Origin of the sequence: uncultured Friedmanniella sp. (assembly GCF_964244285.1) — a bacterium.
Lineage (GTDB): Bacteria > Actinomycetota > Actinomycetes > Propionibacteriales > Propionibacteriaceae > Microlunatus.
The window spans coordinates 293,070-305,728 of the sequence record NZ_CAXTHT010000001.1 but is presented as its reverse complement, the minus strand read 5'-3'; the positions used below and the strand labels follow the sequence as shown (position 1 = coordinate 305,728).

Genomic DNA, 12,659 nt, shown 5'->3' with positions numbered 1-12,659 from the left:
TTTTCCTCGCTGGTGGGGAGGGGATGTCAGCTGATGGTGGCGCCGGCGTCAGGCTCCTGGTCGCCGGTCGTCTTCGGGCCGCTGGCGGCCGTGTGGGTCGGAGCCTCGTCGGAGCCCGCGGCCTGGATGCTCTCCTTGACCGCGGCCACGACGGTGGCCGGGGTGAAGCCGAACTCCTCGAACAGCTTCGGTCCCGAGGCGCTGGCGCCGTAGTGGTTGATGCTGATGATCCGGCCGGCGTCGCCGACCAGGTCGCGCCAGCCGAGGCTCACGCCGGCCTCGATGCTGACCCGGGCCTTGACGGTCGGCGGGATCACCGAGTCGCGGTAGTCGGAGTCCTGCTCGTCGAACCACTCCCGGCACGGCATCGAGACCACCCGGGCGGCGATGCCTTCGCCGGCCAGCTGCTCGGCTGCGGCGACGGCCAGCTGCACCTCGGACCCGGTCGCGATCAGGATGACGATGTCGTCCTCGGCGCTGCCGAAGTCCTTGAGCACGTAGCCGCCCTTGGCGACGCCCGAGGTGTCGGCGTACCCGTCGGTGCCGCGCGGCACGATCGGCAGGTTCTGCCGGCTCAGGATCAGGCCGGCGGGACGGTCGCCGTTGCGCAGGATCTGCGCCCAGACGGCCGCCGTCTCGTTGGCGTCGGACGGGCGGACGACGTCCAGGCCGGGGATGGCCCGCAGTGCCGCCACGTGCTCGATCGGCTGGTGGGTCGGGCCGTCCTCGCCGAGGCCGATGGAGTCGTGGGTCCACACGTAGGTGACCGGGACTCGCATCAGGGCCGACAGCCGGACGGCGCCGCGCATGTAGTCGCTGAAGGTCAAGAACGTGCCGCCGTACGGGCGGGTGCCGCCGTGCACCTTGATGCCGTTCATGATCGCGCCCATGGCGTGCTCGCGGATGCCGAAGTGCAGGGTGCGGCCGTACGGGCTGCCGGCGAACGCCTTGGTCTGGCGGTCGGTGGGCAGGAAGCTCGGCTCACCCTCCATCGTCGTGTTGTTCGACTCGGCCAGGTCGGCCGAGCCGCCCCAGAGCTCGGGCAGCTTGGGGGCCAGCGCGGTGAGCACCTTGCCCGAGGCCGCGCGGGTGGCGATGCCCTTCGGGTCGGCGTCCCAGGTGGGCAGCGCTTCCTCCCAGCCGGGGCTCAGCTCGTCGGCCACGAACCGGTCGTAGAGCGCCTTGGCGTCGGGGTTGGCCGTGGCCCAGGTGTCGAAGGCCTGCTGCCACTCCGCCTGGGCCGCCGTGCCCCGCTCGAGCAGCTCACGGGTGTGGCCGATGACGTCGTCGGCCACCTCGAAGGTCTGGTCGGGGTCGAAGCCCAGGACCTCCTTCGTGGCCCGGATCTCGTCGTCGCCCAGCGCGGACCCGTGGGCCTTGCCCGTGCCCTGCTTCTTGGGCGCCGGGTAGCCGATGACGGTGCGCAGGCTGATGAAGCTCGGCCGGTCGGTGACGCCGCGGGCGGTCTCGAGCGCGTCGTTGAGCGCGGCGAGGTTCTCTTCGTACCTCGTCTCGCCGTTGGTCCAGTCGATGCTCTGCACGTGCCAGCCGTACGCCTCGTAGCGGGCGGCGGTGTCCTCGGTCAGGGCGATGTTGGTGTCGTCCTCGATCGAGATGTGGTTGTGGTCGTAGATCAACGTCAGGTTGCCCAGCCGCTGGGTGCCGGCGAGGGAGGACGCCTCGGAGGTGATGCCCTCCTCGATGTCGCCGTCGGAGGCCAGGCAGTAGATCTGGTGGTCGAACGGGGACGTGCCGGGCGCGGCGTCCGGGTCGAGCAGCCCGCGCTCGCGACGGGCGGCCATGGCCATCCCGACGGCGTTGGCGATGCCCTGGCCCAGGGGGCCGGTGGTGATCTCGACGCCCTTGGTGTGGCCGTACTCGGGGTGGCCCGGGGTCTTGGATCCCCAGGTGCGCAGCGCCTTGAGGTCGTCGAGCTCGAGTCCCCAGCCGCCGAGGTAGAGCTGGATGTAGAGCGTGAGGCTGGAGTGGCCGCAGGACAGCACGAACCGGTCCCGGCCCGGCCAGTGCGGTTCGGCCGGGTTGTGTCGCATCACCTTCTGGAAGAGGAGGTAGGCGACCGGGGCCAGGCTCATCGCGGTGCCCGGGTGGCCGTTGCCGACCTTCTGGACGGCGTCGGCGGCGAGCAGGCGGACGGTGTCGACCGCACGGCTGTCGAGGTCGGTCCAACCTTCGGGCACGACGGCGGTGGATGCTGCGGTGTCGGTCACAGGCGGAGGATCCCTTCCGAGAGTGCGGCAGCCCATCGGTGAGCCGCGAACGTCTGGAGCCTATCGGGGGCGGCTCCGGCGGGGAACGGGGCATGGGACCGGGGTCACACCGGGCGTGGTGGATTTCGTCGGGGCGCGTCATAGACTCGCCCCGGCAGTGGCCGACGGGTCGGTCCCCAGTGGATGAAGAGGGCGTGTGGCGAGTATCGACGTGTCGGGGCGGCTCACGTCCGCGGAGTCGACCGCGACCGACGTCGAGTCCCACGGGGCGACGGCCAGCCTGCGCGACGTGCTGGGGGCCTACGTCGGCCTGACCAAGCCGCGCATCATCGAGCTGCTGCTCGTCACCACCGTCCCCGCCATGTTCCTGGCCGCCCGCGGCGTGCCCCAGCTGTCCCTCGTCCTGGCCACGATGGTCGGCGGCTGCCTGGCTGCGGCGAGTGCCAACGTCTTCAACTGCGTGCTGGACCGCGACATCGACGAGCGGATGCGCCGGACGCGTCGGCGTCCGCTGCCCCGGCACGCCGTCGGACCGACGGCGGCGGCCGTGTTCGGTGCCGTTCTCGGGGTCGCCGCCACGCTCGTCCTCGGGCTGACGGTCAACTGGCTCTCGGCCGGGCTGGCCCTCGGCGCCAACGCCTTCTACATCGTGGTCTACACCCTCTGGCTCAAGCGCCGGACCGCCCAGAACATCGTCTGGGGCGGGATCGCGGGCTGCTTCCCGCCGCTGATCGGCTGGACCGCCGTGACCGGCCAGCTGGCCTGGGCCCCGTTCGTGCTGTTCGCCATCGTCTTCTGCTGGACCCCGCCGCACACCTGGGCGCTGGCCTTCCGCTACCGCGAGGACTACGCCGCCGCCGACGTGCCGATGCTGCCGGTCGTGATGGCCGCGCCGGCCGTGGCCGCGCGGATCCTGGTCTACTCCGTGGTCACGGTCGGGGTCTCCCTGGCGCTGTGGCCGGTGGCCGGCACGGGCTGGCTCTACCCGACCGTCGCCCTGGTCACCGGGGTCGCCCTGATCTGGGAGTCCGTGCAGCTGCTCGTCCGGGCCCGCCAGGGGCTGACCGACGCGGCCCTCAAGCCGATGCGGCTCTTCCACTGGAGCAACTCCTACCTCGCCCTGGTCTTCGTCGCCGCCGCGGTCGACCCGCTGCTGCGCCGCTGACCCTCGTACCACCGTGACCCAGTCCGTCGAGCTGACCCTCGACGACGAGACCGACCGGGCCGTCCGCGAGCAGTGGGCCGCGCTCGCCGAGGCCGGTCTGCCGACCGAGCAGCGGGTGCTGCCCAGCCCTTCGCACCGCCCGCACATCACCCTCTACGCCGGCCCGACGCTTGACTCCGAGGCAGACGAGCGATTGCCGGGGCTCTTCGCCGGGTTGCGGCTGCGGTTCCGGATCGGCGCGGTGCTGCTCTTCGGGCCGCGACGGGGCCAGGTGGTGCTGGTCCGGCAGGTCGTCGTCGGCCGGGAGCTGCTGGCGTTGCAGGAGGCGGTCGCGACGCTGTGTGGGGCGAGCCCCGAGGGCCAGTTCGGTCCGGGCCGCTGGACCCCGCACGTGACGCTGGCCCGGCGGGTGCCGACGGGTCAGGTCGGTGCCGTGCTGACGGCGCTGGGTGAGGTTCCCGAGCTGGACGCCGTCAGCCGCGACGGTCGCCGCTGGGACAGCGACCGCCGCGAGACCTGGTCCCTCTGACCACCGACTTTGTCAGACTCTGGAAGGGCTGGAGCCCGCTGAGAGTCTGACAACTCGGCGGTCCGGGCCCTAGGCTCACGGCATGTCGCGGGCTCCCGGGATGCAGGACGTGGCCCAGCTGGCCGGGGTCTCCCACCAGACCGTCTCCCGGGTGCTGAACGGCCACCCGAGCGTGCGGCCCGAGACCCGGGCACGGGTGCAGGCGGCGATCGGCAGCCTGGGCTACCGGCGCAACTCGGCCGCACGGGCGCTGGCCACCAACCGCAGCAGCACGCTCGGCCTGCTGGCCGCCAGCTCGAGCCGCAGCGGCCCGGTCTCCACGCTGGTGGCGGTGGAGGAGGCCTCCCGCGCGGCCGGTCTGTACGTCAACGTGACCAGCCTGAGCGTCTACGACCCCGCCTCGGTCCGCGCGGCGCTGGACCACTTCCTGGACCAGGCGGTGGAGGGCATCATCGCGATCGCACCCGTCCAGGCGGCCGTGGACGCGGCGGCCGCCGGGGCGCGCGACCTGCCGACGGTCGTCCTCGCCCCGCCCGGACCCGCGGGCGACGCGTCCCTGCACGTCGCCGTCGACCAGCGTCAGGGCGCCCGGTCGGCCGTCCGGCACCTGCTCGGCCTCGGGCACCGCCGGATCGCGCACCTCGGCGGACCCTCCGCCTGGCTGGACGCCGCCGAACGGGCCGCTGGCTGGCGGGACGAGCTGGCCGCCGTGGGCCTGCCGGTCACCGAGATCCTCCCGGGCGACTGGACCGCGGCCAGCGGGTTCGCCGCCGCCCAGACCTGGCCGGCGGACGGGCCGACGGCCGTCTTCGCCGCCAACGACCTGATGGCCCTGGGGTTGGTCCGCGGCCTCACCGAGCGGGGGCTGCGGGTACCGGCGGACGTCTCGGTGGTCGGCTTCGACGACATCGAGGTCTCGGGCTACTCGCGACCACCGCTCACCACCGTCCGCCAGGACTTCGGCGACCTCGGCCGCGCCGCCGTCCGGGTGCTGCTGGCCCGGCTGGCGGGGGAGTGGCCGACGGCGCCGACGCTGATCGAGCCCGAGCTCGTGGTCCGCGCCAGCACCGCCGGGCCGCGTCAGCCCTGAGTCGCGACCCCGGGCCGCTCGACGACGGTCCGGCTGGGTGGTCGGCCCGTCAACCAGCTCCAGACGAAGCGGCCGCGGCTGTCGATGACCCCGTCGGGCGCCTCAATAGTCCACTCCACGAAGACGGGACCCGAATCGGCGGCCAGCAACAGGGTGGACAGACCCGCCTCCGGTCGGTCCCACTCACGACGGACGACGCGGCGGCTCAGCTGCCGCTCGAACCAGGCGGCCGCCCAGAGGCTGCACTGCTCCGGCGTGGCGTCGACTCCGCTCACCCAGAGCTCGGTCTCCTCGTCCGGTGGCTCGTAGGGGTCGTCGAACCGCGCGTACCTCGACCAGGCTGACTGCAGGACAGGCCGACCTTCGACGTCTGCGCGATAGCAGACCTGCAGGTGCTGCGGGCGACTGGTGAGTCCGGGCACCTCGATCGACACCACCAGCCGGCCGTCTGGAAACTCCACGTCCGTCGAAGTCGTCTCGGGGCCGAGGCCGTCGAAGGTCCACTGCTCGGCCGCGGCACGCAGCGTGCGGAGAAAGGCGATCTTGTGATCGTCCGGCGTCGACTCGACACGGAACCAGTTGGACGTCGTCACCGCCTCATCGTCGGTGCTGCCGCCGTCGAGCGCATCCCAGTTCCTTGCCTCGTGCCTCCTGTGAACGCTAACATCGAGCTCGTGACCTTCCCCGCCACTGCTGCCGAGGCCGTGGCGCTCGTGCGCCGCGAGGTGGCCGCCCTGCACGCCGAGCTACCCCGGAACGGCCTGGTCGTCTGGACCGCCGGCAACGTCTCCGCCCGGGTCCCCGGCCACGACCTGCTGGTGATCAAGCCGTCCGGGGTGTCCTACGACGAGCTGACGCCGGAGAACATGGTGGTCTGCGACCTCGAGGGCACGCTCGTCGAGGGCGAGCACGCGCCCTCCTCCGACACCGCCGCCCACGCGTACGTCTACGCGCACCTCCCGGAGGTCAACGGCGTCGTGCACACCCACTCGACCTACGCCACCGCCTGGGCCGCACGCGGTGAGGCCATCCCGTGCGTGCTGACCATGATGGGCGACGAGTTCGGCGGAGAGATCCCGATCGGGCCGTTCGCGCTGATCGGGGACGACTCCATCGGCCAGGGTCTGGTGGCGACGCTGCAGCAGCACCGCTCGCGGGCGGTGCTGATGCAGAACCACGGCCCGTTCACCGTCGGCGCCAGCGCGAAGGCGGCGGTCAAGACGGCCGTGCTGTGCGAGGAGGTCGCCCGGACGGTGCACCTCTCGCGACAGCTCGGCGAGCCCGTCCCCATCCCTCAGGCCGACATCGACCGGCTCTACGACCGCTACCAGAACGCCTACGGCCAGCACACGAAGGATCGTCCATGACCGCTTCCACGCCGACGGTGTGGTTCCTCACCGGCAGCCAGGGGCTCTACGGCCCCGAGACCGTTGCCCAGGTCGAGCAGCAGTCCCAGCAGATCGTCGAGCAGCTGAACGTGGGCGGCGACCTGAGCCTGCCGGTGGAGTGGCTCCCGGTGCTGACCGACGCCGAGTCGATCCGGGCCACCGTGCTGGCCGCGAACGCCGACCCGGACGTCGTCGGGCTGATCGCCTGGATGCACACGTTCTCACCGGCCAAGATGTGGATCGCCGGGATGGACGCCTTGCGGACGCCGTTCCTGCACCTGCACACGCAGGCGAACGTGTCGCTGCCGTGGGGCGAGATCGACATGGACTTCATGAACCTGAACCAGGCCGCGCACGGCGACCGCGAGTTCGGTTACGTCCAGACCCGCCTCGGCGTGCCGCGGACCACGGTCGTCGGCCACGTGTCCGACCCGGCGGTGCGCGCCCGGGTCGCCGCCTGGCAGCGCTCCGCCGTCGGCGTGGCCGCCGTCCGCTCGCTCAGGCTCGCGAGGTTCGGGGACAACATGCGCGACGTCGCCGTCACCGAGGGCGACAAGGTCGAGGCGCAGATCCGCTTCGGGGTCTCCGTCCAGGCCTACGGGGTGAACGACCTGGTCGCCTCGGTCGACGCCGCCTCGGACGCCGAGGTCGACGAGCTGGTCGAAGCGTACGGCGACCTCTACGACGTGGCGCCCGAGCTCGCGGTCGGCGGCGAGCGGCACGAGTCGCTGCGTGACGGTGCCCGCATCGAGGCCGGGCTGCGGTCCTTCCTCACCGCGGGCGGTTTCGGCGCGTTCACGACGAACTTCGAGGACCTGGGCGGGCTTCGGCAGCTGCCGGGACTGGCCGTGCAGCGGCTGATGGCCGAGGGCTACGGCTTCGGCGGCGAGGGAGACTGGAAGACCTCGGTGATGCTGCACACGATCAAGGCCATGGCCGCCGGCCAGCCGGGCGGCACGTCCTTCATGGAGGACTACACCTACCACCTCGGGCCGGGCACGCCTAAGATCCTGGGCGCCCACATGCTCGAGGTCTGTCCCACCATCGCGGCCGACCGGCCGCGCGTCGAGGTACATCCGCTGGGCATCGGGGACCGCGAGGACCCCGTACGCCTTGTCTTCGACGCCACGCCCGGTCCGGCCGCGGTGGTCGGCATCTGCGACCTCGGTGACCGCTTCCGGCTGGTCCTCAACGAGGTCGACGTCGTCACCCCGGACGAGCCGCTGCCGAAGCTCCCGGTGGCCCGCGCCGTCTGGGAGCCCCGCCCCGACCTCGCCACCTCGGCCGAGTCGTGGCTGCAGGCGGGGGGCCCGCACCACACGGTCCTCTCGACGGCGGTCGGCACCGAGGAGCTCACCTCCTTCGCCGCCACCATCGGCGTCGAGCTGCTGGTCATCGACGAGGGCACCCGTCGCCGCGACTTCCTCAACGAGCTCCGCTGGAACCAGGCCGCCTACCGCCTCGGCATGGGCTTCTGAGGCACGTCAGGCCCTAGCCCGGGTCCGCGCCCGGAGCCTGTCGAAGGCGCCGAGGAGGTTGCGGTCGCTGGATCTACCGACCGACCAGGTCAGCCACGGCTGCAGGCAGCTCGGGCCAGCGAAAGGTGAAGCCGGCGTCGAGCAGCTTCTCCGGCACCGCCCACCGGCTCTTCAGCACCAGCTCGGACTCCTGGCGCAGCACCAGCATTCCCGGCTCGAGCAGCCACCGCGGTGCGGGCAGGCCGAAGGGCGCGTGCACGGCCCGGCGCAGCTCGCGCATCAGCTCGACGTTCGTGCTGGTGCCGGGCGCGGCCAGGTTCACCGGGCCGGACAGCTCGTCGTGCTCGTCCAGGAACGCCACGGCCGCCACCAGGTCGTCGACGTGGATCCAGCTGAACTTCTGCTCACCGTGCGTCGCTCCGTGCGGGGGCGCGGCCGGTGTGGCGTCCGGCCCGATGCCTCGGTAGCGGCGGTGGGGAAACCAGCGACCGTCGAGCTGAGCGCCGCCGAGCCCGAACCGTGCCGCCCGCGCCAGCATCTGCAGGGCTGGGCCGTTGCCCAGCACGATGGCCATCCGCATCGCCACCCGGCGGGTCCGCGGCAGTCCGCCGGAGATGAAGGCGTGCTCCCAGGCCCGGGCCACGTCGACCGAGAACCCCGAGCCGAGCTCGCCGTCCTCCTCGGTCTGCGGGCGGTCCGTCGCGTGCCGGTAGATCGTCGCCGTGCTGGCGTTCAGCCAGAGCCGAGGCGGGTCCGCGGCTGCGGCCACCGCGCCGTGCAGGGCCTGGGTCGTGTCGACGCGCGAGGCGTAGATCTCGTCCCGGTTGCGGTCGGTGTAGCGGCAGCCGACGCTCCGCCCGGCCAGGTTGACCAGCAGGTCGGCACCGTCGACCAGCGCCCGGACGCGCTCGGGCTGCGTCCACCGGGCGTCGGGCCCGCGCCGCCCGAGAACGGCGACCTCGTACCCGCGGCTGGTGAGGTCGGCGATCAACGGCGGTCCGAGGAAGCCGGACGCGCCGGCGACGACGGCGCGGGGAGAGGTCATGCGCTACGGTCGCACACCGGCGCGGCCACGCGACTCAGGCGTCGCGGAAGAACTCGACCAACGCGCCGGCGAGCTCGGCGGGAGCCTCCTCGGCCATGTGGTGGCCCGAGTCGATGCCGTGGCCGGAGACCTCCCGGGCCCACGGTCGCCAGACCGCCAGTAGGTCGCCGTAGAGCTCTTCCAGGTCGTCGCGCAGCGACCAGAGCACCAGCAGCGGGGGCTCGACCCGCCGGCCCGCCGCCCGGTCGGCCTCCTCATCGGCCCGGTCGACCGTGAGGCCGGCACGATAGTCCTCGAGCATGCCGCGGACCACTTCCGGGTCGCGGGTGGCCGCGCGGAACTCTGCGTGGTTCTCCCTTCCCATCGCCTCGGCCTCGCCGCGGTACCACGCGTCCGGGTCGGCGGTGATCACCCGTTCGGGGATCTCGGGCTGGGCGAAGAAGAACCAGTGCCACCAACGGGTGGCGAAGGTGGCGTCGGCGCGGGCCAGGTGCTCGCTGATCGGGATGCCGTCCAGCAGGGCCAGCCGGCTGACTCGCTCAGGATGGTCCAGGCTCAGCCGCAGCGCGACGCAGCTGCCCCGGTCGTGGCCGGCCAAGGCGAACCGGTCGTGTCCCAGCGCCGTCATCAGCGCGAGCAGGTCACCGGCGGCCGCACGTTTGCTGTGCGGCCGGTGGTCCGGCGCCGGCGTCGGCTTGGCGGACCGGCCGTAGCCGCGCAGGTCGGGGCAGACCACGGAGAAGCCGGCCTCCACGAGCCGCGGCGCGACCCGGTGCCAGGTCGCCGAGGTGCGCGGGTGGCCGTGCAGCAGCAGCACCGGCGGGCCCTCGCCGCCGTGGCGTAGGAAGACCGACGAGCCGTCGACCTCGACGGTCCTGGTGGTGAAGCCCTCGAACATGGGCCCATCCTCACCTGCCGCCCGGCACGTACGGTGGCGGGCGTGACCGTTCAGCAGCAGGACTGGAGCCGACGAGCGGCCGAGCTGGACACGGCTGACCCGTTGCGCGGCTACCGCGACCACTTCCTCACCGGCCCGGACGACGACGTGCTCGCCTACTTGGACGGCAACTCCCTGGGCCGGCCGCTGCGGGCGTCGGCGGACCGGCTCAGCCGCTTCGTCACCGAGCGGTGGGCGGGCCGGCTGATCCGCGGCTGGGACGAGGAGTGGTTCGCGCTGCCGCTCACCCTCGGCGACCGGATCGGGGCCGTCGTCCTGGGAGCGGCGCCGGGCCAGACGGTCGTCGCCGACTCGACCACCGTCCTGCTCTACAAGCTCGCCCGCGGCGGGGTGGCGATCAGTCGTCGGACACGGGGACCCGGTCGCGACGAGGTCGTCGTCGACACCGACAACTTCCCGACCGACCGGTACGTGATGGAGGGCGTCGCCGACGAGCTGAGCCTGACCGTCCGCTGGGTCGAGTCGGACCGGCGTTCCGGCGTCGAGGTGGCTGACCTGGCGCCGGCGCTCAGCGAGCGGACCGCGCTGGTGCTGCTCAGCCACGTCGCGTACCGCTCGGGCCACCTCGCGCCGGCTGCCGAGCTGACGACGCTGGTGCACGACGCGGGTGCGCTGGTGCTCTGGGACCTCTCGCACTCGGTCGGCTCGGTGCCGCTGCGGCTGGACGACTGGCAGGTCGACCTGGCGGTGGGCTGCACGTACAAGTACCTGAACGGCGGGCCTGGTTCGCCCGCGTTCGGCTACGTCGCCGCGCGGCACCAGGAGGACTTCCGCCAGCCGGTCCAGGGCTGGATGGGTCGGGCCGACGCGTTCGAGATGGCGGCCGGCTACACCCCGGCCGCCGGCATCCGCCGGCTGGTCAGCGGCACCCCGCCCGTGCTCGGGATGCTGGCCATGCAGGACATGCTCGACCTGGTCGCCGAGGTGGGCATGGACGCCGTCCGCGCCAAGTCGGTCGGGCTGGTCGCCTTCGCCGAGGAGCTGTGCCGGGCGCGGCTGCTGCCGCTCGGCGCCGAGCTCGCCACCCCGGCCGAACCCGGCCGTCGGGGCTCGCACCTGACCCTGGACCATCCCGGCTTCCGTGCGCTGTTGCCGGAGCTCTGGGAAGCCGGCGTGGTCCCGGACTTCCGGGCGCCGCAGGGCCTGAGGCTGGGACTCAGCCCGCTCAGCACCTCCTACGCCGAGGTGCTCGCCGGCCTGACCGTGGTCGCCGACCGGCTGCGCGCCGCCTGACCCGGCTCAGCGGTCCGGCGTCCAGCCACGCAGGAAGTCGAGCACCTTCTCGGCCGGCATCTCGCACGGCCGGAGCACGTCCCCGGCTGCGGTCCGGTAGACGTTGGTGCTGACGACGTCCGCACCGCCCAGCTCCTCGGCGTAGACGCTGACCGCCCCGCCGTCGGCGTGGTCGCGGCGGCTCAACCCGTACGGCCGGCTCTCGTAGCGGACCAGCGTCCAGCCGAGCGGCACCCGGGCGAGCAGGGTCGCGAGGTCGACCTCAGTCACCGACGGCCGTGGGATCGGCCACGATCCCCAGCAGCAGAGGCAGCTGCAACGTGATGTCGTGGACGCAGATCAGGAACGGCCGGTCGAGCACCAGCTTGAGCGCCGGGGGGGCCTGCGCACTCGTGGCTATCGCCGTCGCCGCCGTCGCCGCGGCTGCCTCGAGACCATGCTCGTCCACCGCGATCCAGCCCTGGTGCTCGACGTGGTCCAAGATCAGCTGCTGGGTGGTGGTCAGGCCGTCGAACTCGGCCTCGGTGCTGAAGGCGCGTGCCATGCCCAGCTTCTCGAGCACCTCGGGCAGGGCGACCTTCGTCCGGAAGGTGAACCCCGGCATGGTCACCGACACCGCTTCCCCGCCCGGCCCGAGCATCTCGAGCAGCTTAGGACCGGTGAGCTCGGCGAGCAGCTCGGCCGGGCTCCGGTCGGGCAGCACCACGGTCAGGGCCAGCTCCTGCCCGGCCAGCGGCACCCGCGCCGCGGTCCAGCCGTGGCCGCGGCGGCCGCCGGTCGGCAGCGTCACCTGCAGCATCCCGGCCGGCACGGTTCCGGAGGGGGCTGCGAACGATCTGGTCCCGGCCGGCTCGAACTGCTCGTGCCAGGGCGCCTTCACGTAGAGCGCGTTGGCCAGGATCAGCCGGGTGTCGGTGGTCACGACGCCCGGAGCCAGCAGGTCCTTGATCCGGTCCGAGGTGGCGTCGGCCACCCAGTCGTTGACGGTGTCGGTGGCGCCGCTGGGGTCCCGCGCGATGTCCATCTCGCGTACGCCGGTGCCGTAGGAGGCGGCCAGGACGTCGAGAAAAGCCGGCTGCCAGACCAGGCCGCGCTGACCCCAGACCTGCTGGGCGACGTCCAGCCGCACCTTCGCCTTGGCACCGTCGCCCGTCCGGCGGGTGCCGGTGCGCCCGGTCAAGGTCTGCTCGACCGCGTTCAGGCCGGCGTTCAGCTTCGCGGTGGCGGGCAGGCTCAGGGCCTGGTCCATCTCGCGAGCGGTCGCGCCGGTCGCGCCGTTGCGCACCATGGCCAGGACGGCGAGGACGGAGAACGGGGAGCAGATCAGGTTCGTCCTGCCGCCCTGGGCGACTGCCGCCACGAGGTCCCGGCTGAACGCAGCCACCGCTGAGACAGCCGCTGCGGCGCTCGCGTTGTCGACCGGCTGCCTCGCGACGTCGGCCCGGATCACCCTGGGGCCAGCGCAGGCGGTCAGCCCGGCGCCCGCGAGCAGGCTCCAGGCGAGCACAGCCCTCCGGCTCAGCAGCGTCGCGTCGGCCATCAGCC

12 protein-coding genes are annotated in these 12,659 nt (G+C 72.8%); 6 read left to right on the top strand and 6 right to left on the bottom strand.

Annotated elements, in window-relative coordinates; genetic code table 11:
* Positions 1 to 26: 26 nt before the first annotated feature.
* Entirely contained in the window at positions 27 to 2,264 is a 2,238-nt protein-coding gene (gene tkt, locus ACFE7W_RS01410; protein ID WP_375422982.1) for a transketolase, read from the bottom strand.
* A gap of 160 nt (positions 2,265 to 2,424) precedes the next feature.
* Here tkt and ACFE7W_RS01405 point away from each other — a divergent pair, with 160 nt between their 5' ends.
* The 3 genes from ACFE7W_RS01405 to ACFE7W_RS01395 all read left to right on the top strand — a co-directional run bounded on the left by ACFE7W_RS01405 (position 2,425) and on the right by ACFE7W_RS01395 (position 5,012).
* A complete protein-coding gene (locus ACFE7W_RS01405) occupies positions 2,425 to 3,393 on the top strand; it encodes a heme o synthase (protein WP_375422981.1) in 969 nt (322 codons plus the stop codon).
* Positions 3,394 to 3,406: 13 nt separating this feature from the next.
* Positions 3,407 to 3,922 (top strand): 2'-5' RNA ligase family protein, encoded by a 516-nt coding sequence (locus ACFE7W_RS01400; protein ID WP_375422980.1) that lies wholly within the window; start codon positions 3,407 to 3,409, stop codon positions 3,920 to 3,922.
* Positions 3,923 to 4,004: 82 nt separating this feature from the next.
* The gene (locus ACFE7W_RS01395) at positions 4,005 to 5,012 is read left to right on the top strand and encodes a LacI family DNA-binding transcriptional regulator (RefSeq protein WP_375422979.1); all 1,008 of its coding nucleotides are present in this window, start codon (positions 4,005 to 4,007) and stop codon (positions 5,010 to 5,012) included.
* Here the strand turns inward: ACFE7W_RS01395 and ACFE7W_RS01390 are convergent.
* Positions 5,003 to 5,605 (bottom strand): hypothetical protein, encoded by a 603-nt coding sequence (locus ACFE7W_RS01390; RefSeq protein ID WP_375422978.1) that lies wholly within the window; start codon positions 5,603 to 5,605, stop codon positions 5,003 to 5,005. The two genes, ACFE7W_RS01395 and ACFE7W_RS01390, sit on opposite strands and share 10 nt — an antisense overlap.
* Positions 5,606 to 5,677: 72 nt before the next feature.
* Here ACFE7W_RS01390 and ACFE7W_RS01385 point away from each other — a divergent pair, with 72 nt between their 5' ends.
* Complete coding sequence (locus ACFE7W_RS01385) at positions 5,678 to 6,379, top strand: L-ribulose-5-phosphate 4-epimerase (RefSeq protein ID WP_375423518.1); 702 nt, start codon at positions 5,678 to 5,680, stop codon at positions 6,377 to 6,379.
* Entirely contained in the window at positions 6,376 to 7,878 is a 1,503-nt protein-coding gene (gene araA / locus ACFE7W_RS01380) for an L-arabinose isomerase (RefSeq protein ID WP_375422977.1), read from the top strand. The genes ACFE7W_RS01385 and araA overlap by 4 nt, the downstream gene beginning before the upstream one ends.
* A 73-nt stretch (positions 7,879 to 7,951) precedes the next feature.
* Here the strand turns inward: araA and ACFE7W_RS01375 are convergent, their stop codons facing one another.
* Together ACFE7W_RS01375 and ACFE7W_RS01370 are read right to left on the bottom strand one after the other, a co-directional pair.
* Positions 7,952 to 8,923: an epimerase gene (locus ACFE7W_RS01375; protein ID WP_375422976.1), complete on the bottom strand. Its 972-nt coding sequence runs from the start codon at positions 8,921 to 8,923 to the stop codon at positions 7,952 to 7,954.
* Positions 8,924 to 8,957: 34 nt separating this feature from the next.
* The gene (locus ACFE7W_RS01370; protein WP_375422975.1) at positions 8,958 to 9,821 is read right to left on the bottom strand and encodes an alpha/beta fold hydrolase; all 864 of its coding nucleotides are present in this window, start codon (positions 9,819 to 9,821) and stop codon (positions 8,958 to 8,960) included.
* Between the two features lie 42 nt (positions 9,822 to 9,863).
* Between ACFE7W_RS01370 and ACFE7W_RS01365 the strand changes: the two genes are divergently transcribed.
* Positions 9,864 to 11,114, top strand: coding sequence for a kynureninase (locus ACFE7W_RS01365; protein ID WP_375422974.1), 1,251 nt, complete (start codon positions 9,864 to 9,866; stop codon positions 11,112 to 11,114).
* Between the two features lie 6 nt (positions 11,115 to 11,120).
* Here ACFE7W_RS01365 and ACFE7W_RS01360 read toward each other — a convergent pair whose 3' ends face one another.
* Positions 11,121 to 11,384: a peptide methionine sulfoxide reductase gene (locus tag ACFE7W_RS01360; protein ID WP_375422973.1), complete on the bottom strand. Its 264-nt coding sequence runs from the start codon at positions 11,382 to 11,384 to the stop codon at positions 11,121 to 11,123.
* Positions 11,377 to 12,654, bottom strand: coding sequence for a serpin family protein (locus ACFE7W_RS01355; RefSeq protein ID WP_375422972.1), 1,278 nt, complete (start codon positions 12,652 to 12,654; stop codon positions 11,377 to 11,379). Before ACFE7W_RS01355 ends, ACFE7W_RS01360 begins: the two co-directional genes overlap by 8 nt.
* Positions 12,655 to 12,659: the final 5 nt, after the last annotated feature.